The organism is Pseudomonas sp. 24 E 13 (assembly GCF_900004715.1).
GTDB lineage: Bacteria > Pseudomonadota > Gammaproteobacteria > Pseudomonadales > Pseudomonadaceae > Aquipseudomonas > Aquipseudomonas orientalis_A.
This window is the reverse complement of sequence record NZ_CVTO01000117.1, coordinates 76877-100997: the sequence shown is the minus strand read 5'-3', so window position 1 is coordinate 100997 and position 24121 is coordinate 76877. Positions and strand designations below refer to the sequence as shown.

The 24121-nt window shown below is 61.3% G+C and carries 25 protein-coding genes; 15 read left to right on the top strand and 10 right to left on the bottom strand.

What is annotated here, in order from left to right; translation table 11 throughout:
- The first annotated feature begins 3 nt into the window (after nt 1–3).
- From BFP90_RS13660 to pdeM, 13 genes are all read left to right on the top strand, one after another.
- A complete protein-coding gene (locus tag BFP90_RS13660; protein WP_065893393.1) occupies nt 4–474 on the top strand; it encodes a YchJ family protein in 471 nt (156 codons plus the stop codon).
- 22 nt (nt 475–496) lie between these two features.
- On the top strand, nt 497–979 hold the full coding sequence (locus tag BFP90_RS13655; protein ID WP_065893392.1) for an LEA type 2 family protein: 483 nt from the start codon (nt 497–499) through the stop codon (nt 977–979).
- Nucleotides 976–1176, top strand: a complete 201-nt coding sequence (locus BFP90_RS13650) for an SEC-C metal-binding domain-containing protein (RefSeq protein ID WP_065886122.1) — start codon at nt 976–978, stop codon at nt 1174–1176. The genes BFP90_RS13655 and BFP90_RS13650 overlap by 4 nt, the downstream gene beginning before the upstream one ends.
- 203 nt (nt 1177–1379) lie before the next feature.
- The gene (locus BFP90_RS13645) at nt 1380–3821 is read left to right on the top strand and encodes a penicillin acylase family protein (RefSeq protein WP_065897000.1); all 2442 of its coding nucleotides are present in this window, start codon (nt 1380–1382) and stop codon (nt 3819–3821) included.
- Between the two features lie 182 nt (nt 3822–4003).
- Nucleotides 4004–5008, top strand: coding sequence for a ligase-associated DNA damage response exonuclease (locus BFP90_RS13640; protein WP_065896997.1), 1005 nt, complete (start codon nt 4004–4006; stop codon nt 5006–5008).
- On the top strand, nt 5005–6639 hold the full coding sequence (locus BFP90_RS13635; protein ID WP_065896995.1) for an ATP-dependent DNA ligase: 1635 nt from the start codon (nt 5005–5007) through the stop codon (nt 6637–6639). The genes BFP90_RS13640 and BFP90_RS13635 overlap by 4 nt, the downstream gene beginning before the upstream one ends.
- A 310-nt stretch (nt 6640–6949) precedes the next feature.
- Nucleotides 6950–7729 (top strand): transporter substrate-binding domain-containing protein, encoded by a 780-nt coding sequence (locus BFP90_RS13630; protein WP_057723170.1) that lies wholly within the window; start codon nt 6950–6952, stop codon nt 7727–7729.
- Nucleotides 7730–7785: 56 nt separating this feature from the next.
- Entirely contained in the window at nt 7786–8514 is a 729-nt protein-coding gene (locus tag BFP90_RS13625; RefSeq protein WP_065893388.1) for an ABC transporter permease, read from the top strand.
- Entirely contained in the window at nt 8511–9221 is a 711-nt protein-coding gene (locus tag BFP90_RS13620; protein ID WP_065896993.1) for an ABC transporter permease, read from the top strand. The genes BFP90_RS13625 and BFP90_RS13620 overlap by 4 nt, the downstream gene beginning before the upstream one ends.
- Before the next feature lie 9 nt (nt 9222–9230).
- Complete coding sequence (locus BFP90_RS13615; RefSeq protein ID WP_065896991.1) at nt 9231–10349, top strand: succinylglutamate desuccinylase/aspartoacylase family protein; 1119 nt, start codon at nt 9231–9233, stop codon at nt 10347–10349.
- A gap of 13 nt (nt 10350–10362) precedes the next feature.
- The gene (locus BFP90_RS13610) at nt 10363–11127 is read left to right on the top strand and encodes an ABC transporter ATP-binding protein (protein ID WP_065893385.1); all 765 of its coding nucleotides are present in this window, start codon (nt 10363–10365) and stop codon (nt 11125–11127) included.
- Between the two features lie 57 nt (nt 11128–11184).
- Nucleotides 11185–13665: a ligase-associated DNA damage response DEXH box helicase gene (locus tag BFP90_RS13605; RefSeq protein ID WP_065896989.1), complete on the top strand. Its 2481-nt coding sequence runs from the start codon at nt 11185–11187 to the stop codon at nt 13663–13665.
- On the top strand, nt 13665–14315 hold the full coding sequence (gene pdeM / locus BFP90_RS13600) for a ligase-associated DNA damage response endonuclease PdeM (protein WP_065896988.1): 651 nt from the start codon (nt 13665–13667) through the stop codon (nt 14313–14315). The genes BFP90_RS13605 and pdeM overlap by 1 nt, the downstream gene beginning before the upstream one ends.
- A gap of 22 nt (nt 14316–14337) precedes the next feature.
- Here the strand turns inward: pdeM and BFP90_RS13595 are convergent, their stop codons facing one another.
- Nucleotides 14338–14535 carry a hypothetical protein gene (locus tag BFP90_RS13595; protein WP_065886112.1) on the bottom strand — a complete coding sequence of 66 codons (198 nt, stop codon included), beginning with the start codon at nt 14533–14535 and terminating at the stop codon, nt 14338–14340.
- 108 nt (nt 14536–14643) lie between these two features.
- On the bottom strand, nt 14644–15210 hold the full coding sequence (gene dcd / locus BFP90_RS13590; protein ID WP_003189215.1) for a dCTP deaminase: 567 nt from the start codon (nt 15208–15210) through the stop codon (nt 14644–14646).
- A 388-nt stretch (nt 15211–15598) separates the two neighbouring features.
- Between dcd and BFP90_RS13585 the strand changes: the two genes are divergently transcribed.
- The gene (locus BFP90_RS13585) at nt 15599–15808 is read left to right on the top strand and encodes a cold-shock protein (protein WP_002554837.1); all 210 of its coding nucleotides are present in this window, start codon (nt 15599–15601) and stop codon (nt 15806–15808) included.
- A 176-nt stretch (nt 15809–15984) separates the two neighbouring features.
- On the opposite strand, the gene rpoS is transcribed toward BFP90_RS13585, so the two are convergent.
- The 8 genes from rpoS to BFP90_RS13545 form a co-directional block, all read right to left on the bottom strand.
- Nucleotides 15985–16992: an RNA polymerase sigma factor RpoS gene (gene rpoS / locus BFP90_RS13580; RefSeq protein ID WP_065886111.1), complete on the bottom strand. Its 1008-nt coding sequence runs from the start codon at nt 16990–16992 to the stop codon at nt 15985–15987.
- A 105-nt stretch (nt 16993–17097) separates the two neighbouring features.
- Nucleotides 17098–17934, bottom strand: a complete 837-nt coding sequence (locus BFP90_RS13575) for a peptidoglycan DD-metalloendopeptidase family protein (protein ID WP_065886110.1) — start codon at nt 17932–17934, stop codon at nt 17098–17100.
- Nucleotides 17935–18142: 208 nt separating this feature from the next.
- Nucleotides 18143–18778 (bottom strand): protein-L-isoaspartate(D-aspartate) O-methyltransferase, encoded by a 636-nt coding sequence (locus BFP90_RS13570; RefSeq protein ID WP_170827533.1) that lies wholly within the window; start codon nt 18776–18778, stop codon nt 18143–18145.
- 41 nt (nt 18779–18819) lie between these two features.
- Nucleotides 18820–19569, bottom strand: coding sequence for a 5'/3'-nucleotidase SurE (gene surE, locus BFP90_RS13565; protein ID WP_065886108.1), 750 nt, complete (start codon nt 19567–19569; stop codon nt 18820–18822).
- Entirely contained in the window at nt 19557–20615 is a 1059-nt protein-coding gene (gene truD, locus BFP90_RS13560; protein ID WP_065886107.1) for a tRNA pseudouridine(13) synthase TruD, read from the bottom strand. Before truD ends, surE begins: the two co-directional genes overlap by 13 nt.
- Nucleotides 20612–21085: a 2-C-methyl-D-erythritol 2,4-cyclodiphosphate synthase gene (ispF, locus tag BFP90_RS13555; protein ID WP_057723182.1), complete on the bottom strand. Its 474-nt coding sequence runs from the start codon at nt 21083–21085 to the stop codon at nt 20612–20614. The genes truD and ispF overlap by 4 nt, the downstream gene beginning before the upstream one ends.
- A gap of 54 nt (nt 21086–21139) precedes the next feature.
- Complete coding sequence (gene fghA, locus BFP90_RS13550) at nt 21140–21985, bottom strand: S-formylglutathione hydrolase (RefSeq protein ID WP_065893382.1); 846 nt, start codon at nt 21983–21985, stop codon at nt 21140–21142.
- Nucleotides 21986–21993: 8 nt separating this feature from the next.
- Nucleotides 21994–23106: an S-(hydroxymethyl)glutathione dehydrogenase/class III alcohol dehydrogenase gene (locus tag BFP90_RS13545; RefSeq protein ID WP_065896986.1), complete on the bottom strand. Its 1113-nt coding sequence runs from the start codon at nt 23104–23106 to the stop codon at nt 21994–21996.
- Nucleotides 23107–23200: 94 nt separating this feature from the next.
- Between BFP90_RS13545 and BFP90_RS13540 the strand changes: the two genes are divergently transcribed.
- A complete protein-coding gene (locus BFP90_RS13540) occupies nt 23201–24112 on the top strand; it encodes a LysR substrate-binding domain-containing protein (protein ID WP_165386127.1) in 912 nt (303 codons plus the stop codon).
- The last annotated feature ends 9 nt before the right edge of the window (nt 24113–24121 follow it).

Below are 24121 nucleotides of genomic sequence, written 5' to 3'. Positions count from 1 at the left end.
ACAATGAGTACATCCATTTGCCCCTGCGGCAGTGGCAATCTGCTGGATGCCTGCTGCGGCCATTACCACGCCGGCCATCCCGCGCCGTGTGCCAGCGCATTGATGCGCTCGCGCTACAGCGCCTATGTGCTGGGCCTGGTCGACTATCTGGTGGCAACCACCTTGCCGGCGCAGCAGGCAGGCCTGGACCGCGAGGCCATTAGCGCCTGGAGTGCGCAGAGCACCTGGCTTGGGCTGGAGGTGGAAAATTCCGAGCTCTTCGGCGGCCAACCGGAACATGCCTTCGTGACCTTCACGGCGCGCTGGCACGACAGCAGTGGTGAACATAGCCACCGCGAGCGGTCTTCTTTCGTACAGAATGAGGGGCGCTGGTACTTCATCGACCCGACGGTGGACGTGAAGGCCGGGCGCAATGACCCATGCCTGTGCGGCAGCGGGCAGAAGTTCAAGAAGTGCTGTTCCAGCTATTTTTAACGACCTGACAGGGATAACGCCAATGCTTCGCAGATTCAGCCTGATGCTGGCGTTAACCCTGGGCCTGAGCGGCTGCGCCTCCTGGTTCGAGGACGATTCGCCGCCGCCCCATGTATCACTGGTGAAGGTCGAAGTGGTGCGTGCCAAGTTGCTGGAGCAGAAGTTCAAGCTCTACTTTCGCGTGGATAACCGCGACGACGCCGACCTGACCGTGCGCGGCCTGATCTACAAGGTCACCCTCGGCGACCTGGTACTGACCGAAGGTGAGTCCAACGAATGGCTGACCGTACCGCCGCGCGGCCATAAATACTTCCGGGTGTCGGTACGGACCAACCTGTGGCCGCGAATACGCGATGTGGTGCAAATGCTGAAAAACCCCGAGCGCCCCGTGCCCTATCGTCTTGAAGGCGAGTTGAAAACCGGATTATTCATCGGTAATGACGTGCAGGTGGCTCACAATGGCGAGATAATCCCCGGCGATTTTATTCCGGAGCGACATCGATGACTCAGCAACCCCATGTCCATGGTCCCGACTGCAACCACGATCACGATCACCAGGATCACGACCACGGCCATGTCCACGGCCCGAACTGCGGCCACGCTCACCAGGAGCCGGTGCGCAATGCGTTGAAAGACGTGGGTCGCAACGATCCTTGCCCATGCGGCAGCGCGAAGAAATTCAAGAAGTGCCACGGCGCTTAAGCCACTCGACACTCAATGCGGGAGGGGGCTTGCTCCCGATACGGTGTGCCAGTCAGCCTATCTGTTACTGACCCACCGCTATCGGGGGCAAGCCCCCTCCCACATGAGTACTCATGCAATTACACAACTCCCGCTTGCGTCGTTTCGCCGCGCTCACTAACGTAGCGCCTTTAATGACGCTACCCCCCCGCAGGAGCTTTGCCATGGCCTCGCCAGCCCTTACACATTTTCTTCCCCGGTTCGGCGTTGCCGCGGCAGTGGTCAGTGCGTTGAGCCTGTCCGGCTGCCAGCTCCAGAACACCCAGGACACCCTGCCCCCCGCAGCCGGCGTAGAGCCGATCAAGGGCCTGGCGCAAAACGTGTCGATACGCCGCAATGCCCAGGGCATGCCGCTGATCGAAAGCAACACCTTCCACGACGCGTTGTTCAGCCTCGGCTATGTGCATGCCAGCGACCGGATCACCCAGATGGTCACTCTGCGGCTGCTGGCCCAAGGCCGCCTGGCGGAAATGTCCGGGCCCGAGGTCCTTGATGTCGACCGCTTCATGCGCGCAGTCAACCTTAAAAAGAGCGCAGGCGAGCTGTACAACGCTTCGTCGCCGCGGCTCAAGCGTTTCTTTGAAGTCTACGCGCGGGGCGTCAACGCCTACCTGTTCCGCTACCGCGACAAGCTGCCGACCGACCTGGCCCAGACCGGCTACAAACCCGAATACTGGAAACCGGAAGATTCGGCGCTGCTGTTCTGCCTGCTGAACTTCAGTGAGTCGAGCAACCTGCAGGAAGAAATCTCATCGCTGGTGCTGGCGCAAAAAGTCGGCGTCGACAAGCTCGCCTGGCTTATCCCCAGCGCGCCGGACGAAGCGATCCCGCTGGCCGAGGCCGACAAGCTCAAGGGCGTGAACCTGAGCCAGATCACCGGTCTTGCCGGGTTGGACACCGTCAGCCAGCAACTCAACAGCCTCAATGCCCTGGGCGTGACCACGTCGAGCAACTGGGCCATCGGGCCGCAACGCAGCCGCAGCGGCAAAAGCCTGCTGGCCAACGACATCGCCGCCCAGCCGCAAGCACCAACGCCCTGGAGCTACGTGCAGATCCGTGCACCGAAATATCAGGCGGTCGGCGCGTCGATCGCCGGCCTGCCGACCCTGCTGTCGGGTTTCAACGGCAAGGTGGCGTGGAGCATGAGCGCGGTCAAGGGCGACACCCAGGACCTGTTCCTGGAAAAGGTCAAACGCCAGGGCAGCGCGCTGTACTACGAGAACAACGGCAAATGGCTACCGGCCGGCGTGCGTAACGAGACCTTCTTCATCAAAGGCCAGCGCTCGATTCGCGACGTGGTGTACGAAACCCGCCACGGCGCCTTGCTCAACAGCAGCCAGGCGCTCACCAGCGGTTTTGGCCTGGCCCTGCAAACCGCCGATTTGAAGGACGACAAGAGCCTGGATGCGTTCTTCGACCTGTCCCGCGCGCAGAACGCCGGCAAGGCCTCGGACGCTACCCGCGAAATTCGCGCCATTGCGCTGAACATGATCTTCGCCGACGCCAGCAACATTGGCTGGCAAGTCACCGGCCGCTTCCCCAACCGCCGCGAAGGCCAAGGCCTGCTGCCCTCGCCGGGCTGGGACACGCGCTTTGACTGGGACGGTTACGCCGACGCCATGCTGCACCCCTATGACCAGGACCCGGCTCAAGGCTGGATCGGCACCGCCAACCAGCGCACAGCCCCGCGTGGCTATGGCATGCAACTGTCCAATTCCTGGGACGCACCGGAGCGCAGCGAGCGCCTGGCGCAACTGGCCAACGCCGGCAAGCACGACAGCCGCAGCCTGATCGCCATGCAATACGACCAGACCACCCTGTTTGCCGCCAAACTCAAGGGGATGTTCCAGGCGCCGGGCATGGCCCAGCCGCTGAAACAGGCAATCGACGCGCTGCCCGCCGCCGAACAGGCCAAGGCGCGCGAAGCACTGGGCCGCTTGATGGCCTTTGATGGTCGCCTTGCACCGACGTCCGCCGACGCGGCGGTCTACGAACTGTTCCTGCAGGAAAGCGCCAGGCAGATCTTCCTCGACAAACTCGGCCCGGAACACAGCGCCAGCTGGAAAGCCTTTGTCAGCAACGCCAGCCTGTCCTACACCGCCATCGCAGACCATTTGCTGGGCCGTGAAGACAGCCCGCTCTGGGATGACACGCGCACACCGCAAAAAGAAGACAAGCCGGCGATTCTCGCACGCACCCTGGCCGCTGCGATCAGCAGCGGCGACAGCCTGCTGGGCGCCGATCACAAGGCCTGGCAATGGGGCAAGCTGCACACCACCGCCTGGAAAAACGCCAGCGGCGAGGTTATTCGCGGGCCTTTCGCCAGCGGTGGCGACCACAACACCCTGAACCCGGCACCGTACAACTGGGGGCAGGATTTCAATGTGGCCCAGACGTCAGCGCTGCGCATGATTGTCGACTTTGGCCAGCCCGAACCGATGATGGGCCAGGGCGGCACCGGCCAGTCCGGCAACCCGGCCAGCCCGAACTATGCCAACGGCATCGATCCGTCGCTCAAGGCGCAATACCTGAGCTTCCCGATGCAGCCGCAGAACTTTGACAAGGTGTATGGCAAAAGTCGGCTAACCCTCACACCTGGCAAATAACCCGGTTTTCAACTGTGGGAGGGGGCTTGCCCCCGAAAGCGATGGATAAGCCACTGCATCAGTGGCTGACACTCTGTCATCGGGGGCAAGCCCCCTCCCACATTTGGACCCCATGCATTCTGATAGAACTTCTGCACAGCCCACCGCCTCATAAGTAACAAGCCCATCTCCCCGGTCACCCCATGGACCTCGTCATCGCCCGACCCGAAGGCCTCTATTGCCCCGCCGGGGATTTCTACATTGATCCCTGGCGCCCGGTGGACCGCTCCGTCATCACCCACGCCCACGGCGACCACGCCCGCACCGGCAACGAGCATTACCTGGCCGCCGCGCCCGGCGAAGGCATCCTGCGCTCGCGCCTGGGCCAGGACATCAACTTGCAGACGCTGGCCTACGGCGAAAAACTCGTGCACCACGGCGTCACATTGAGTTTCCACCCGGCCGGGCATGTGCTCGGTTCGGCCCAGGTGCGTCTGGAATACCAGGGCGAGGTGTGGGTCGCGTCCGGCGATTACAAGGTCGAGCCCGATGGCACCTGCGCGCCTTTCGAACCGGTGCGCTGCCACACCTTTATCACCGAATCCACCTTTGGCCTGCCGATCTACCGCTGGCAGCCGCAGGCGCAGATTTTTTCCGGTATCAACGACTGGTGGCAGGCCAATATCGCCGCCGGCAAAGCCAGCGTGTTGTTCTGCTATTCCTTCGGCAAGGCACAACGCATTCTGCACGGTATCGATGCCAGCATCGGTCCGATCCTCAGCCATGGCGCCGTCGAGCCATTGAACCGGGTCTACCGCGAAGCGGGTATCTACATCCCCGAGACGCTATACGCCGGCGACTTCAAAAAAAACGACCCACTGCTGCGCCAAGCCCTGATCATCGCCCCGCCCTCCACCGGTGGCAGCACCTGGATACGTCGCTTTGGCGACTACAGCGACGCCTTCGCCAGCGGCTGGATGCGCCTGCGCGGCACGCGGCGCCGGCGCGGGGTCGATCGCGGCTTTGTGCTGTCGGACCATGCCGATTGGCCCGGGCTGTTGTGGGCGATTGAGCAGACCGGCGCCGAGCGGGTGATGGTCACCCACGGTTCGGTCGGCGTGCTGGTGCGCCATCTGCGCGAGAAAGGCCTGGATGCCCAAGGTTTCAGCACCGAATACGGCGACGACGAAGAAGAGGCCAGCGCATGAAAGCCTTCGCCGAGCTGTACGCCAACCTCGACGCCACGACCTCCAGCAACGCCAAGCTGGCGGCACTGCAAGCGTATTTCCGACAGGCACCGCCAGAGGATGCGGCCTGGGCGGTGTACTTCCTCTCCGGCGGGCGCCCGCGGCAATTGGTGCCGACCCGCCTGCTCAGGGACATGGCGACGCAAGCGGCGAACATCGAGCCGTGGTTGTTCGAAGAAAGCTACCAGTCCGTCGGCGATCTGGCCGAGACCATTTCCTTGCTGTTACCCGAATCCACCTACACCTCTGAAGATGGCCTGGCGGTGTGGCTGGAAGACAAACTGTTACCGCTGCGTGGCCTTGCGCCGCTTGAACTGACCGAGCGCCTGCCGGCGCTGTGGGTGCAACTGGATCAACCGAGCCTGATGGTGTGCATCAAGTTGATCACCGGCAGCTTTCGCGTGGGCGTGTCCAAACTGCTGGTGACCCGTGCGCTTGCCGCCATGGCCGGGCTCGACAGCAAGCGCGTGGCCCAACGGCTGGTGGGCTACACCGACCTGTCCAATCGCCCTACGGCCGCAGGCTATCTCAAGCTGATTGCCGCCGAATCATCCGACGAGCATGCGCAACGCGGCGGGCAGCCGTATCCGTTTTTTCTCGCCCATGGCCTGGCGCAACCAGTGGAGCAGTTTGACGCCCTGCTCGGCTCTCCCGCCGACTGGCAAGTGGAATGGAAGTTTGATGGCATTCGCGCGCAGTTGGTCAAGCGTGAGGGCCGCTTGTGGGTCTGGTCGCGCGGTGAAGAACTGGTGACCGAGCGGTTCCCCGAGCTTCACAGCCTGGTCAGCGGCTTGCCCGACGGCACGGTGATCGACGGTGAAATTGTGGTCTGGAAAGAGGCGGTGCAACCCTTCGCCCTGCTGCAGCAGCGGATCGGCCGCAAGACATTGAGTAAAAAAGTGCTGGAGGATGCACCGGTGGCGGTGCTCGCCTACGACCTGCTCGAATACCAGGGCGACGACTGGCGCAACCACACCTTGGCTGAACGCCGTACGCAGCTGGAACGCGTGATCGCGCAGTGCAACCAACCCGCGCTGCTGCCCTCGCCACTGCTCGAGGGGCAAACCTGGGAAGCGTTGGCCGTGCAACGCGAAGCCTCCCGCAGCCTCGGCGTCGAAGGCATGATGATCAAGGATCGCAAAGGCCTTTACGGCGTGGGCCGCACCAAGGACATGGGCCTGTGGTGGAAGTGGAAGGTGGACCCGTTCAGCATCGACGCCGTGCTGATCTACGCCCAGCGCGGCCATGGCCGGCGCGCGAGCCTGTACAGCGATTACACCTTCGCGGTCTGGGATGGCCCGCCGGGCAGCGAGCGCACCCTGGTGCCGTTCGCCAAGGCCTATTCGGGGCTGACTGACGAAGAAATGCGCAAGGTCGATGCGATCGTGCGCAAGACCACCGTGGAAAAATTCGGCCCGGTCAGCAGCGTCACGCCGAGCATGGTGTTTGAGTTGGGCTTTGAAGGGATCGCCCTGTCAAAGCGGCACAAGAGCGGCATTGCGGTGCGCTTTCCGCGGATGTTGCGCTGGCGCCAGGATAAGCCGGTGGAGGAAGCCGACAGTCTCGCCACGCTGCAGGACTTGTTGGCCTGACACAAATCAACTGTGGGAGGGGGCTTGCCCCCGATAGCGGAGGGTCAGACACAGATGCTCTGACTGACACACCGCCATCGGGGGCAAGCCCCCTCCCACATTTGGATTTACGCTCGACCTGAAATGGTGCGCTACTCTTTCAATGCACACTAGTGGGCATTTCCTACACTTATAAATCCCTTATCCCACCTTTTAAAACGATCATTCGGAACTATGGTGCAGAAATTGCTACTTGTGCTGCGTCTGACACCGTTCAGTAACAGTCCTAAACGCGCCACAAGCGCTTATCTTGGTTTCCAGGGAACACATAATGAAAAAAGCATTGCTGACCCTTTCTGCACTGGCTCTGTGCATGGCTGCAGGTGTTGCAACCGCCAAGGAATACAAGGAATTGCGTTTCGGTGTCGATCCTTCCTACGCACCGTTCGAATCCAAGGCCGCCGACGGCAGCCTGGTGGGCTTCGATATTGACCTGGGCAATGCCATTTGCGCGGAGCTGAAGGTCAAGTGCAAATGGGTTGAAAGCGACTTTGACGGCATGATTCCGGGCCTCAAAGCCAACAAGTTCGACGGTGTGATTTCTTCCATGACCGTGACCCCGGTGCGCGAGAAGGCAATCGACTTCTCCAACGAGCTGTTCTCGGGCCCTACTTCGCTGGTGTTCAAAAAAGGTGCAGGGTATTCGACGCCTGAATCGCTCAAGGGCAAATCCGTGGGCTATGAGCAAGGCACCATCCAGGAAGCCTACGCCAAGGCCGTGCTGGACAAGGCCGGTGTGACCACCAAGGCCTACGCCAACCAGGACCAGGTGTATGCCGACTTGACGTCCGGGCGCCTCGACGCTTCCGTGCAGGACATGCTGCAAGCCGAACTGGGCTTCCTCAAGTCGCCGGCCGGTGCCGGTTACGAAGTCAGCGCCGCCATCGACGACCCACTGCTGCCTTCGAAAACCGCGATCGGTATCAAAAAAGGTAACACTGAGCTCAAGGCGCTTTTGGATAAAGGTATCAAAGCGTTACACGATGATGGCACCTACGCCACCATCCAGAAAAAACACTTTGGCGATCTGAACCTGTACAGCGGCAAATAATGCCTGGGGCGCCCCTTTTTCAAGGGGCGCTTTTTTATCGCCATAGGTCCTGATTTATGTTCGAAGATCTGTTGCAAACCCTCGGGCTGAGCGCGTTCAGCTTGAAGGGTTTCGGCCCGCTGTTGCTGCAAGGCACCTGGATGACTATCAAGTTGTCGGTGCTGTCCCTGGCCGTCAGCGTGTTGCTGGGCCTGCTCGGCGCCAGCGCCAAACTGTCCAGCCTGCCCGTGCTGCGTATCCCGGCCCAGCTCTACACCACGTTGATTCGCGGCGTCCCCGACCTGGTGCTGATGCTGCTGATTTTCTACAGCCTGCAAACCTGGCTGACCGGCCTCACCGACTTCATGGAATGGGAATACATCGAGATCGACCCATTCAGCGCCGGGGTCATCACCCTGGGCTTTATCTACGGTGCTTATTTCACCGAGACCTTTCGAGGCGCGATCCTGGCCGTGCCCCGTGGCCAGCTGGAAGCCGCCACCGCCTACGGGCTCAAGCGCGGGCAACGGTTTCGCTACGTGACCTTCCCGCAAATGATGCGGTTTGCCCTGCCGGGCATCGGCAATAACTGGATGGTGATGCTCAAGGCCACCGCGCTGGTGTCGATCATCGGCCTGGCCGATCTGGTGAAAGCAGCCCAGGATGCCGGCAAGAGCACCTATCAACTGTTCTACTTCCTGGTACTGGCCGCGCTGATCTACCTGTTGATCACCAGCGCCTCCAATTTTGTCTTGCGCCGTCTTGAACGTCGCTACGCCGCAGGTTCAAGGGAGGCCGTGCGATGATCGAGCTTTTGCAGGAATACTGGCGCCCGTTCCTTTATAGCGACGGCCAGCACATCACCGGCCTGGCCATGACCCTGTGGCTGCTCAGCGCGGCATTGGTGATCGGCTTCCTGGTGTCGATTCCACTGTCTATCGCCCGGGTATCGCGCAGGCGCCTGGTGCGCTGGCCGGTGCAGTTCTACACCTATCTGTTTCGCGGCACGCCGCTGTATATCCAGTTGCTGATTTGCTACACCGGCATCTACAGCCTTGCCGCCGTGCGTGCGCAACCGGTACTCGATGGGTTCTTTCGCGATGCGATGAACTGCACCATCCTGGCCTTCGCCCTCAACACCTGCGCCTACACCACGGAAATTTTCGCCGGGGCGATCCGCAGCATGGCCCACGGCGAAGTCGAAGCGGCCAAGGCCTACGGCCTCAGCGGCTGGAAGCTGTACGCCCATGTGATCATGCCGTCGGCACTGCGCCGTTCGTTGCCCTACTACAGCAACGAGGTGATCCTGATGCTGCATTCGACCACGGTGGCGTTTACCGCGACCATTCCGGATATCCTCAAAGTCGCCAGGGACGCCAACTCGGCCACCTTCATGACCTTTCAATCATTCGGCATCGCGGCATTGATCTACCTGGCGGTGACCTTTGCCCTGGTCGGCCTGTTTCGACTGGCGGAACGCCGCTGGCTGGCCTTTCTCGGGCCGAGCCATTAAGGAGCGCTCATGCGTCATCAGCAACATGACCTGATTGCGCCGGTGCCCGGCACGGCGCGACAGATTCACAGTTTCCACTTCGGCCCGGAGCAGGCGCAAAGCAAGGTCTACATCCAATCATCACTGCACGCCGATGAACTGCCGGGCATGCTGGTGGCCTGGCACTTGAAGGCGCGCCTGGCACAGTTGGCGGCGACCGGGCGCGTGCGCAGCGAAATCGTCCTGGTGCCGGTCGCCAACCCAGTGGGGCTGGAACAGGTGCTGATGGACGTCCCCCTGGGCCGCTACGAGCTGGAAAGCGGACAGAACTTCAATCGTCTGTTTGTCGACCTCAGCGACGCGGTCGGCGATCAGGTTGAAGACTTGCTGGGCAGTGATCCCCAACACAACGCGCGGTTGATCCGCACCGCGTTATCCGCCGCCCTGGCCGCGCAAACCGCGTCGACTCAACTGCAATCCCAGCGCCTGGTGCTGCAGCGCCTGGCGTGCGATGCCGACGTGGTGCTGGACCTGCACTGTGACTTCGAAGCCGTGGCGCACCTCTACACCACGCCCGAGGCCTGGCCGCAGGTGGAGCCGCTGGCGCGTTACCTGGGGTCGGAGGCCAACCTGCTGGCCACCGATTCCGGCGGGCAGTCCTTTGATGAATGTTTCACCCTGGTGTGGTGGCAGTTGCAGCAACGCTTCGGCACGCGCTTCCCGATCCCCATGGGCAGCTTTTCCGTGACCGTCGAATTGCGCGGCCAAGGCGATGTCAACCACGGCCTGGCGACCCTGGACTGCCAGGCGATCATCAATTACCTGACCCACCTCGGCGCGATTGAAGGCGACGCGCCAGCACAGCCCGCACTGCCCTACCCGGCCACGCCACTGGCAGGCGTGGAGCCTGTGACCACAGCGGTGGGCGGCTTGCTGGTGTTCCACGCCTTGCCGGGGGAATACCTGGAGGCCGGGCAGCTTATCGCCGAAATCATCGACCCTATCACCGACCGCGTAACGCCCGTGCATTGCCGCAATGCCGGCCTGCTTTACGCCCGCTCGCTGCGACGCATGGCCACCGCCGGGATGGTGATCAGCCATGTCGCCGGCGCAGAGGCCTACCGCAGCGGCTACCTACTTTCGCCTTGAGGATGCACGCCCCATGTACAAATTGACCGTTGAAGGCCTGCATAAAAGCTATGGCGACAATGAAGTGCTCAAAGGTGTCTCGCTCAAGGCCAAAACCGGCGACGTAATCAGCCTGATCGGCGCCAGCGGCTCGGGCAAGAGCACCTTCCTGCGCTGCATCAACTTCCTGGAAACCCCCAATGACGGCGCCATGACCCTGGATGGTCAAGTGATCCGCATGATCAGCGACCGCCACGGCATGCGCGTGGCCGACGATGCCGAGTTACAACGTTTGCGCACGCGGTTGGCCATGGTATTCCAGCACTTCAACCTGTGGAGCCACATGAGCGTGCTGGAAAACATCACCATGGCCCCGCGCCGCGTGCTGGGGTGCAGCAGGAAAGACGCCGAAGACCGCGCCCGCCGCTACCTGGATAAAGTCGGCCTGCCCGCGCGGGTGGCTGATCAATACCCGGCGTTCCTCTCCGGCGGCCAGCAGCAACGGGTCGCGATTGCCCGCGCCTTGGCGATGGAGCCCGAGGTGATGCTGTTCGATGAACCCACCTCGGCGCTGGACCCGGAGTTGGTGGGTGAAGTGTTGAAAGTGATCCAGGGCCTGGCCGAAGAAGGCCGCACCATGATCATGGTGACCCATGAAATGAGCTTCGCGCGCAAAGTCTCAAGCCAGGTGCTGTTCCTGCACCAGGGCCGCGTGGAAGAGCAAGGCGCGCCGGCGGATGTACTGGGCAATCCGAAGAGCGAGCGTCTGCAGCAATTCCTGAGCGGCAACTTGAAGTAAACCTTTGGGGCGCCTGGGGGGTCTGTGCATTAGAGCCTCCAGAGCGTCCGCTGCCGCATGGCAAAACCCGTCGACTTCGCCAAACAATGGTTTGCCACCCGCGGCTGGCGCCCGTTCGCCTTTCAGAAAGACGTGTGGAAGGCCGTCAAGGAGGGTCAGTCAGGCTTATTGCATGCCAGTACCGGCGCGGGTAAAACCTACGCGCTGTGGTTCGCAGCCCTCAATCGTTTCGCCGTAACGCGCCCACCCGCTACCGGCAAGCGCAAGCCTGCGGCCGAACCCCTGACCGTGCTGTGGATCACACCCATGCGTGCGTTGGCCGCCGACACCGCGCGTGCCCTCGAGGCGCCGTTGGCGGCATTGCAGATTCCCTGGAGCGTCGGCCTGCGCACGGGCGACACCAGCAGCAGCGAACGTGCGCGCCAGACCCGCCGCCAGCCCACCACGCTGATCACTACGCCGGAAAGCCTGACACTGATGCTCGCGCGCGCCGACAGCGAGGTCAGCCTGGGGCATCTGCGCATGGTGGTGGTGGATGAGTGGCACGAATTGATCGGCAATAAACGCGGCGTGCAACTGCAATTGGCGTTGGCACGGCTGCGGCGCTGGCACCCGGATTTGCTGGTGTGGGGTATTTCCGCAACCCTGGGTAATCAGGCGCACGCACTGGAGGTGTTGGTCCCACAGGGTGGCGGGATAAACGTGCAGGGGCAGACCGCCAAACAGCTACAAGTGGACACACTGCTGCCGCCCACTGCCGAACGCTTTCCCTGGGCCGGACATATCGGTTTGAAGATGCTGCCGCAAGTCGTGGCGCAAGTGGACTCGAGCAGCAGTTGCCTGGTATTCACCAACACCCGCGCGCAATCGGAAATCTGGTATCAGGCGTTGCTCGAGGCCAGGCCGGACTGGGCCGGCCTGATTGCGCTGCATCACGGTTCGCTGTCGCGGGAAACCCGTGACTGGGTGGAGCGTGCGTTGAAAGAAGGCCAACTCAAGGCGGTGGTGTGTACCTCAAGCCTGGACCTGGGCGTGGACTTTCTGCCGGTGGAACGAGTGCTGCAGATCGGTTCGGCCAAGGGTGTGGCGCGCCTGATGCAACGCGCCGGCCGCTCGGGGCATGCACCGGGGCGGCCGTCACGGGTGACATTGGTACCGACCCACAGCCTGGAGCTGGTGGAAGCCGCCGCCGCCCAGGATGCGATTGCCCAGCGGCGCATTGAAGCCCGCGAATCGCCGCACAAACCCTTGGATGTGCTGGTGCAGCATCTGGTCAGCATGGCCCTGGGCGGTGGGTTTACTCCCGACGCGCTGCTGGCGGAGGTACGCGGAGCCTGGGCCTATCGCGACCTGACCGACGCCGATTGGGCCTGGGCCCTGGCCTTCGTGCGCCATGGCGGGCTGTCGCTCACCGCCTATCCGGATTACCGCCGCGTCGAGCCCGACGAACAGGGCATCTGGCGCGTCCCCGATGCGCGCCTGGCACGCCGCCATCGCATGAGCGTGGGCACCATCGTCAGCGATGCGAGTATTCATCTGAAGTACTGGAGCAAGGGCGGCGGCGGCAAGAACCTGGGCAGTGTCGAGGAAGGCTTTATTGCACGGCTCAAGCCGGGGGATGGCTTTCTGTTCGCCGGGCGCCTGCTGGAGTTGGTGCGCGTGGAAAACATGACCGCCTATGTCCGCCGCAGCACCGCGAAAAAAGCCGCCGTGCCGCGCTGGAATGGCGGGCGCATGCCCCTTTCCAATGAATTGGCGCAGGCGGTGATCGAGCGCTTCGACGCGGCGGCTCAGGGTCGCTTCGAGGGGCCGGAAATGCGTGCGGTGCAGCCGCTGTTGCAGACGCAATTGCGCTGGTCCGGCCTGCCGACCCGCGACCACTTGCTGGCGGAGTTTCTCAAGTCACGCGAGGGCTGGCACCTGTTTCTCTACCCCTTCGCGGGGCGTCAGGTGCATCTGGGGCTGGCAAGTTTGCTGGCGTGGCGCGTCAGCCGGCGGCAACCCGTGACTTTTTCCATCGCGGTCAATGATTACGGGCTGGAGCTGCTGAGCGCCACCGAGGTGCACTGGCCGGATATCTTCAACGAGGCACTGCTCAGCCCGCAGGAGCTGCTGACGGATGTGGCAGAAAGCCTCAATGCCGGTGAACTGGCGTTGCGCCGCTTTCGCGAAATCGCGCGCATTGCCGGGCTGGTGTTCGCCGGCTATCCCGGTGCGCCGAAAAGTACTCGCCAGGTGCAGGCTTCCAGCGGGCTGTTCTTCGAAGTGTTCAAGCAATACGACCCGCAGAACCTGTTGCTGGCCCAGGCGGGGGAAGAAGTCCTGCGCAACGAACTCGACATTCAGCGCCTGGAGGAGACATTGCTGCGCCTGTCGGCGCTGCAACTGGACCTGCATGTGATCCAACGGCCTACGCCGCTGGCCTTCCCCCTGCTGGTGGAGCGGATGCGCGAAAGCCTGAGTTCCGAAAAACTCTCGGAACGCATTGCGCGGATGGTCAAGGACCTGGAAAAAATTGCGGACAAAGGAAAAGGTTAATGGCTTGTTCGATAACGCTTGAGGGTGAGCAGTTGTGGTTACTGGCGGACAAAGCGGTTTACTGGCCGGCGCGCCACAGCCTGTTGATCGCCGACGCTCACTTTGGCAAGGCTTCGGCCTACCGCAGCCTCGGGCAACCGGTCCCCCAGGGCACCACAAGCGAAAACCTGCAGCGCCTGGACCGGCTGCTGGCGGCGTTTCCCTGCAATGAGGTGATCTTTCTCGGCGACTTCCTCCACGGCCCCGGCTCCCACGCCAGCGGCACCCTGGGCGCGCTGAGGGCCTGGCGAGCGCGGCATGCCGAGTTGCCCATCACGTTGATTCGCGGCAACCACGATCAACGCGCTGGCGATCCGCCTGCCGACTTGGGCATTGAGGTGGTTTCCGAGCCTCTCTTAATGGGCCCGTTCGCGCTGCAGCACGAACCGGACGCCCACCCCAGCCATCATGTGCTGGCCGGGCATGTCCATCCGGTGTATCGCTTGCGCGGCAAAGGCCGGCAGAGCCTGCGCCTGCCGTGCTTCCAGATAGGCGATCGCGTCAGCCTGCTGCCGGCGTTTGGCGCATTTACCGGAGGGTATGCAGTGGAACAGGACAGTGAGCGCCGAATCTTCGTGATCGGCGATCACCAGGTATGGCCCGTTCAGTGAACGCCGGTTGGGCGTGCGTGGATCAGGCCACGGGCGCGGGTGGTGGCTCATCCGGCAGGGTCGGCTCACCAGGTTCGGTAGGTTGCGGATAGTCCGGCTCAGGTTGGCCGGGAATGCCGCCCGCATAAGCAGGGTCGGCCATCAAGGACCAGGCCAGAACACCAATCTGGTTGGGTTCAAGCCGGGCAAGTTCTGCGCTGATTCGCGGGTTGATCTTCATAAGGCACTCCTCAAGCGTGGCTCGACGCGTTTCACACGCGCCGAGGCAGTACACCTAGATAGAGTCACTTTCTGCAGACTAATTCCCTTTAAGCGTAGGAGCTTTCTATCAAGCGCGTGGGAGAGTAACGCCGCGCTGGCCCTGGTACTTGCCCGCACGGTCCTTATAGGACACTTCACATGCCTCGTCGGACTGCAGGAACAGCATCTGTGCCACGCCTTCGTTGGCGTAGATTTTCGCCGGCAAGGTGGTGGTGTTGGAGAACTCCAGGGTCACGTGGCCTTCCCACTCGGGTTCCAGCGGCGTGACGTTGACGATGATGCCGCAACGGGCATAAGTGCTTTTACCCAGGCAGATGGTCAATACGTCCCGTGGAATACGGAAGAATTCCACGGTGCGGGCCAGGGCGAAGGAGTTTGGCGGGATGATGCATACGTCGCTCTTGACGTCGACGAAGCTTTTTTCGTCGAAGTTCTTCGGATCGACGATCGCCGAGTTGATATTGGTGAACACCTTGAATTCATCGGCGCAACGCACGTCGTAGCCATAGCTGGAAACCCCGTACGAAATCACGCGTTCGTCACCTTCGCCACGAATCTGGCGCTCGACGAACGGTTCGATCATGCCGTGTTCCTGCGCCATGCGGCGAATCCACTTGTCCGATTTGATGCTCATGGCGGTGTCCTGAATAGCGAGGTGGAAAAATTCTGTGGGGCATCTTACCGGGGCCGGCGGTGGGGTTCAAAGGGCGCACCGCTTTTAATGACGAATGCACCGGTGTCCATAACCCCCAGCCAACGGGGCCGGGGCTCCTGGCGCAGTTTTACGGGACAATAAATACCACCGCCAGTGACGAAATTAGAGAAACCTGCGGAAATACCATTGGCACGTTCCGGAAAAAGGGTTAAGGTGGCGTCACTGTGTTGCTTGTGTCACTGAGAATCTCTACACGATATGTTGAATTTCGATCCAACCATCTCCAAGAATTTTTCCTGCTCTTTGCACTCAGTCTCGGCCAGGGCTTTTCCTGAGTCGCAGTTAACTTTGTTCAAGGAGTTACACCATGTCTAATCGCCAAACTGGTACCGTTAAGTGGTTCAACGATGAAAAAGGCTTCGGCTTCATCACTCCACAATCCGGTGACGACCTGTTCGTTCACTTCAAAGCTATCCAATCCGACGGCTTCAAAAGCCTGAAAGAAGGCCAACAGGTTTCTTTCATCGCTACCCGCGGTCAGAAAGGCATGCAAGCTGAAGAAGTTCAAGTTATCTAACTTGTACTGACTTAGTCGAAAAGACCCCGCCCTCAAAAGCGGGGTTTTTTTATGCCTGGGAAAATGTAGGAGGGGGCTTGCCCCCGATAGCGGTGTGTCAGTCGAAGCCTATATCGACTGAAGCGCCGCCATCGGGGGCAAGCCCCCTCCCACATTCAAGCCTTCAAGCAGGGTCGTTATTGAAACAACGACTCACTCGACAAGCCGTTCTTCTCCAGGATCTCGCGCAAGCGCTTGAGACCTTCTACCTGAATCTGCCGAACCCGCTCACGGGTCAGGCCGATCTCCAGGCCTACGTCCTCCAGGGTACTGCTCTCATGGCCGCGCAGGCCGAAGCGGCGAATCACCACCTCACGCTGCTTGTCCGTGAGTTCCGACAGCCACTGGTCGATGCTTTGGGACAAATCGTCGTCCTGCAACAGTTCGCAAGGATCCGTCGGACGATCATCCGTCAGGGTGTCCAGCAGGGTTTTATCCGAATCCGGACCCAGCGAGACGTCAACCGAAGACACGCGCTCGTTCAGGCCGAGCATGCGCTTGACCTCCCCTACCGGTTTTTCCAGCAGGTTGGCGATTTCTTCGGGCGAAGGTTCATGATCGAGTTTCTGTGTCAGCTCCCGTGCTGCCCGCAGGTAGACGTTGAGCTCCTTGACCACATGGATCGGCAACCGGATCGTGCGGGTCTGATTCATGATCGCCCGTTCGATGGTCTGGCGAATCCACCAGGTGGCGTAGGTCGAGAAGCGAAAGCCCCGCTCAGGGTCGAACTTCTCCACCGCCCGGATCAAGCCCAGGTTGCCCTCCTCGATCAAGTCCAGCAGCGACAATCCGCGATTGACGTAGCGTCGGGCGATTTTAACCACCAGGCGCAGGTTGCTTTCAATCATGCGTTTGCGCCCAGCCGGATCACCCTTCTGCGACAGACGCGCAAAATGGACTTCTTCTTCGGGGGTAAGCAGAGGGGAAAAGCCGATTTCATTGAGGTACAACTGGGTCGCATCGAGCGCCCGGGTGTAGTCGATGTACTTGTGTTGCTTTAACGCGGAGGAGTTCTTGGATTTGGTGCGAACCGAGGGGGGTGAAGCCCTCTCATTATCTGACATCGTTTCCGTAGCGATGCCGGTCTCCATAAGGAGAACCTCATCGTCGATGTCAAACTCCGGCGCTTCTTTACTGAGAGCCATTGTTATAGTCCTTTGGTGAGTTCGACCTCAAGCTCAAGCGACGCCTTTATCCTTGGCAACGCTGGAGCCTGTTCCTTCTACGTGAGGGAACAGGCTGGCAACACATCAACGACGGGGTAGGAATTGCAGTGGATCTACAGGTTTGCCCTGACGGCGAATCTCAAAGTGCAGTTTCACCCGGTCTGTCCCCGTTGAACCCATTTCGGCAATCGTCTGTCCGACCTTGACCTGCTGCCCCTCCCGAACCAACAACCTGCGGTTATGACCGTAGGCACTGACGTAGGTATCGCTGTGTTTGATGATGACCAGCTCGCCGTAGCCCCGTAGACCACTCCCGGCGTACACCACTGTCCCATCAGACGCAGCCAAAACAGGCTGTCCCAAATCCCCGGCGATATCAATGCCTTTATTCAAACTGCCGTTTGAAGAGAATTTTCCAATCAACACACCGTTTGAGGGCCATCCCCATCCGGTCGGCGCAGGCCCCGCAGGAGGCAATGGCGCGGGTGCCGGCTTGCTCGCCACCGAAGGCGAGGCGGTGCCGGCCGGCCGTGTGAATACGGTGGTTTTGCTCGAGGAGGAAGACGAAGAACCGGACTTTGTCACAACTGCCGTAGGGGCCGAACCGGTGCGACCGTCAAAACGAATCGTCTGCCCCGGATGTATCGTATAAGGCAGGGGAATGTTGTTACGAGCTGCAAGTGCCTTGTAATCCCAACCGTAACGGAAGGCAATCGAGAACAACGTGTCGCCCTTGCGTACAACGTACTGGCCCGTGGTCACCATCGGCTTTTGCGGTGCCGCATTCGTGCGGTCGACCACCCGCGCACCACCGGATGGCGTGCTCGAACAGGCGGCCAGTAAGGAACTCAAGACAAGGCCAAGCACCAGTCGCTGAAAGCTTGTTTTACTCATTCGCTGCGCAGGACCTGTGAGACTCACCCGCCGCTCCCTTTGTGGTGGCTGAACATTAACGCCCGTATCAGGCTTGAAATATGACGCAAGTATAACTGGGCACTGGCTTTTTACCGGCACACGGATGAAACGAAAAATTCATCGTGTTTAATGCCGGCTCTCACCCTTGTTGAATCTATAGACCCCGCTGTAAGACACATCCGCGTCTATGGAATTCACTAACAGGGAATAAATGTCAGGCCAGCGGGCCATTGAGCAACGGCACGAACCGCACGGCGCCAAGTACATGCCGGGAAAAGCCGTCGTCCTCCCGAATGATGAGCATCAATTGTTGCACTTCGCCGGAGCCCACCGGGATGACCAGTCGACCGCCAGGCGCCAACTGGTCCAGCAACGCTTGCGGCACATCGGTGGCCACTGCAGTCACGATGATGCCGTTGTAGGGCGCCAATGCAGGCCAGCCTTCCCAGCCATCCCCCCAACGAAACACCACGTTACGCAGGTTCAGCTCCACCAGGCGCTCCTTGGCGCGGTCCTGCAGCACCTTGATGCGCTCAACCGAGAACACCCGCTCGACCAACTGGGACAACACGGCGGTCTGGTAGCCGGATCCGGTGCCGATTTCCAGCACCTTGTCCAATGGCCCTGCGGCCAGCAACAGTTCGCTCATGCGCGCGACCATATAGGGCTGGGAGATGGTCTGGTTGTGGCCGATCGGCAGCGCGGTGTCTTCGTAGGCGCGGTGTGCCAGGGCTTCGTCGACAAACAGGTGCCGAGGCGTGCGCCGTATCACTTCCAGCACCTGCGCATTGGACAGGCCTTCTTCGTACAGACGCTGGATCAAACGCTCGCGGGTGCGCTGGGAGGTCATCCCGATGCCACGGCGCAGCAGGTCGTCTTGTTCACGAGCCATCAGCGCAGTCCCTCCAGCCAGCCATCCAGACCACTGAAGGCATCACTGAAGGTGCGATCGAATTGCAACGGGGTAATCGATACATAACCTTGCATCACCGCATGAAAGTCCGTGCCCTCACCACCATCCTCGGCGTCGCCGGCCGCCGCGATCCAATAGCCTTCCCTGCCACGCGGGTCGACCACCTTCAAGGGGGCCGCCGCACGGGCACGGTGCCCCAGCCGCGTCAGCTGGATGCCGCGAATATGGTCCAGAGGCAGGTTGGGAATATTGACGTTGAGCACGGTGCGCGGCGGCAGGTCCAGGGAACCGTGCGCCTCCACCAGCTTGCGCGCGTAATACGCCGCCGTGGCCAAGTTATCCAGTTGCCGGGAGGCGAAGGAAAACGCGAACCCGATCCCACCCAGAAAGCGCCCTTCGAGGGCTGCCGCCACGGTGCCGGAATACAGCACATCGTCGCCCAGGTTCGCACCCAGGTTGATGCCCGACACCACCAGGTCCGGCGCGTGCTCCAGCAGGCTGTTGATCGCCAGGTGCACACAGTCGGTGGGCGTGCCGTTCACGCTGATAAAGCCATTGGCCAGGACCTTGGGGTGCAACGGACGGTCGAGCGTCAGCGAACTGCTGGCGCCGCTCTTGTCCTGGTCGGGGGCAACCACCACGCACTCGGCGTAATCCGCCAGCGCAGCATGAAGCGCGGCGAGACCGGGTGCGGTGGCACCGTCATCGTTTGATATCAGAATACGCATGGGTTGTCCGTCGGCCCCACCGGCACCAGATCAACAAGCTCGCGCACCAATACAGTGGCAAAGCATCCGGCCGGCAGGACGAATTCCAATTGCAGAATGTCAGGCCCGGGATAATGCCACGTCAACCCGCCAATGGGCAGTCGCAGAATGCGACGTTCTTGGCTCATGCCCGCATTCACTAGCCAATCACGCAGGTCAGCTTCTGCGGCGGCGACAGATTGTTCCAGTTCGTACGTAGGACCCTTCGCCGGCGACTCACCCTCGCCCCACTGCGGGCCGGTGGGGTGCAGGTCCAGGATCGCCAGGCGCGGATCGCTGCATTCAGCCTCCCCGGCCGGGAAAAAGCTGCGGCTGTCGGTGAAGGCGAGCAGGTCGCCGACCTGGGCGCGTTGCCACGAGCCGTCAGCGACGCGTGCCGCCAACACTTTGTTGAACAGAAAGCTTCGGGCGGTGGACAGCAGCCGCGAACGCACATTGCGCTGTTCCGGCAAGGCCTTGCGCGCAGCCCAGTCACGGGCATCGACGACATTGCCGCCGTTGTGGCCAAAGCGCTGGGCGCCGAAATAGTTGGGAATGCCGTGCCGGGCAATCAATTGCAGGCGCGCATCGAGGGCGGCGGTATCACCGGCCAACTGGGTCAGGCGCAAGGTGAAGCCGTTGGCTGCATGGGCGCCGCGCTGCAGCTTGCGTTTGTGCCGGGCGGTTTTCAGGATCCTGAGGGTGTCGTTCTCGGCGGCACTCATGTCCGGGTCGGCCTTGCCGGGCAGTTGCACGCTGAACCACTGGCGGGTCAACGCCTGGCGATCCTTGAGCCCGGCATAGCTGACGGTGCGCAACGGCACGCCCGCCGCCTTGGCGATACGCCGCGCCGCTTCCTCGGTATTCAGGCCGCGCTTCTCCACCCACAACCACAAGTGTTCGCCCTCGCCGGTCAGCGGGATGTCGAGCACTTCGTCTACCTGGAAATCTTCGGCAGTGGCCTTCAGCACCGCGCTGCCCAAGGCCTCGCCATAGGCTCGCGGGCCGAGTAATTCAAATTCGTTCATGCGCGCAGCAACAAGGCGACGGAGTGCACGGCGATGCCCTCTTCACGACCGGTGAACCCGAGCTTTTCGGTGGTGGTGGCTTTCACGTTGACTTGGTCCAATTCTATTTGCAGGTCTGCGGCAATCAGGGCACGCATGGATTCGATGTGCGGGGCCATTTTTGGCGCCTGGGCCACGATGGTGTTATCAACGTTACCGACTTTCCAGCCCCTGGCATGGATCAAACCCACGACATGGCGCAGCAGGACACGACTGTCCGCACCCTTGAAGGTTGGATCGGTGTCCGGAAAATGCTTGCCGATATCACCCAACGCCGCTGCGCCGAGCAATGCATCGCTCAAGGCGTGCAGGACAACGTCGCCGTCGGAATGAGCCAGCAGCCCATGATGATGCGCGATACGCACGCCGCCCAAAGTGATGAAATCGCCTTCAGCGAAACGGTGCACATCGTAGCCGTGGCCAATACGCATAAAAAAACGCCCCGATTTAATTCAGGGCGTGATTCTACCTACTTTTGCCTCACATTAACCGAGCAAAGCACGACCATGATGGCGCAAATGGTCATCGATGAAGCTGGCGATAAAGAAGTAGCTGTGGTCATAGCCAGGTTGCAGGCGCAGTTCCAGCGGATGGCCGGCGGCCTTGGCCGCTTGCTGCAGGGCCTCGGGCTTGAGCTGCACGGCGAGGAAATCGTCGCGATCGCCCTGGTCCACCAGCAGCGGCAACTGTTCCGAGGCTTCGCTGATCAGTACGCAGGCATCCCATTCACGCCACTTCGAGCGCTCCTCTCCCAGGTAATGGGAAAAGGCTTTCTGGCCCCAGGGACAATCCATCGGATTGCTGATCGGCGAAAACGCCGACACTGACTGGTAACGCCCGGGGTTGCGCAGCGCACAGACCAACGCACCGTGGCCGCCCATCGAGTGACCGCTGATGCCGCGCTTGTCCGAAGCCGGGAAGTGCGCTTCCACCAGCGCCGGCAATTCCTGCACCACGTAGTCATGCATCCGATAATGCCTGGCCCAGGGTTGCTGGGTGGCATTGAGGTAAAAACCCGCGCCGAGGCCGAAGTCCCAGGCATTGTCCGGGTCATCGGCAACACCGGGGCCGCGCGGGCTGGTATCCGGTGCCACGATGATCAAGCCCAGCTCGGCGGCCATGCGCTGGGCGCCGGCCTTCTGCATGAAGTTCTCGTCGGTGCAGGTCAGGCCGGACAGCCAATACAGCACCGGCAGCTTGCCGCCCTGCTCCGCTTGCGGCGGCAGGTAGACCGCGAAGGTCATGTCGCAATCGAGCACATCGGAGTGATGCTTATAGCGTTTGTGCCAGCCGCCGAAGCTTTTCTGGCAGGACAGGTTTTCCAGACTCATGGCCGACCTCAGAAATGGATGACGGTACGAATGCTCTTGCCTTCATGCATCAGGTCAAACGCTTTGTTGATGTCTTCCAGGCCCATGGTGTGGGTGATGAAGGTGTCCAGCGGAATCTCGCCGGTCTGGGCCATGTCCACGTAGCTTGGCAATTCGCTGCGTCCGCGTACGCCGCCGAATGCCGACCCGCGCCAGACGCGACCGGTCACCAGTTGGAAAGGACGGGTGGAAATTTCCTGGCCGGCGCCGGCCACGCCGATGATCACTGACTCACCCCAGCCTTTGTGGCAGCACTCCAGGGCCGCACGCATCAGTTGAACATTGCCGATGCATTCGAAGGAAAAGTCCACGCCGCCATCGGTCAAATCGACAATCACGTCCTGGATCGGGCGGTCGTAGTCTTTCGGGTTGATGCAGTCGGTAGCACCCAGTTGCTTGGCGATTTCGAATTTGGCCGGGTTGATGTCGATGGCAATGATGCGACCCGCCTTGGCTTTCACCGCGCCAATCACCGCCGACAGACCGATACCGCCCAGACCGAAGATGGCCACGGTGTCGCCCGGCTTGACCTTGGCGGTGTTGAGCACCGCACCGATACCGGTGGTGACGCCGCAACCGAGCAGGCAGACTTTTTCCAGCGGCGCTTCTTTAGAAATCTTGGCCACCGAAATTTCCGGCAGCACGGTGTACTCGGAAAACGTCGAGGTGCCCATGTAGTGGAAAATCGGCTCGCCTTTGTAGGAGAAACGCGTGGTGCCGTCAGGCATCAAGCCTTTGCCCTGAGTGGCACGGATGGCCTGGCAGAGGTTGGTCTTGCCTGACAGACAGAATTTGCACTTGCCGCATTCCGGGGTGTACAGCGGGATCACATGGTCGCCAACGGCAACCGAGGTCACGCCTTCACCAATGGCCTCGACCACTGCACCGCCTTCATGACCCAGAATCGACGGGAAGATGCCTTCCGGGTCCGCGCCCGACAGCGTGTAGGCGTCGGTGTGACACACGCCGGAGGCGACCACGCGCAACAGCACTTCACCCGCCTTGGGCATGGCGACATCGACTTCCACGATCTCGAGAGGTTTATTGGCTTCGAAGGCTACGGCGGCGCGGGACTTGATCATCCGGGTTTCTCCATGGAGTTGAACATTGATGGAATGAGTGTAAACCATGGCTTATTGATTAATAATCCAGGCAAAAGCAAAACATTATTGCCATATGGGGACAATCAACGTGTTGGAAAACCGCTGGGAAGGCATCGATGAGTTCGTCGCCGTGGCCGAATGCAGCCAATTCACGGCAGCGGCCGAGCGCCTGGGGGTGTCGTCGTCCCATATCAGCCGCCAGGTGGCGCGCCTGGAAGAACGCCTGCAAACGCGACTGCTGTATCGCAGTACGCGCAAGGTGACGCTGACCGAAGCGGGCCAGACCTTCCTGCACCACTGTCAACGTTTGCAGGACGGTCGCGAAGAAGCCCTGCGTGCAGTGGGCGACCTGACCAGCGAACCCAAGGGCATGTTGCGCATGACCTGCGCGGTGGCCTATGGCGAACGTTTTATCGTGCCCCTCGTCACAAGGTTCATGGCGCTCTATCCGCAGTTGCGGGTCGATATCGAGCTGAGCAACCGCCCGCTGGACCTGGTGCACGAAGGCCTCGACCTGGCGATTCGCCTCGGGCGCCTGCAAGACTCGCGCATGGTCGCCAGTCGCCTGGCCCCTCGGCGCATGTACCTGTGCGCGTCACCTTCCTACCTCGAACGGTATGGTCGGCCACATAGCTTGTCGGAACTGAGTCGGCACAACTGCCTGATCGGCAGTTCGGATATCTGGCAACTGGCCCAGGACGGACGCGAATTTTCCCAGCGGGTGCAGGGCAACTGGCGCTGCAACAGTGGACAGGCGGTGCTGGATGCAGCGCTGCAAGGTGTGGGGTTATGCCAGTTGCCGGACTATTACGTACTGGAGCATTTGCAACACGGGACGCTGGTGTCGTTGCTCGAGGCCCACCAACCGCCAAATACCGCGGTGTGGGCGCTGTACCCGCAGCAACGGCATTTGTCGCCGAAAGTCAGGAAGCTGGTGGATTTTCTCAAGGAAGGCTTGGGTGACCATCCGGTTTATCGAGCATAAACAATTACC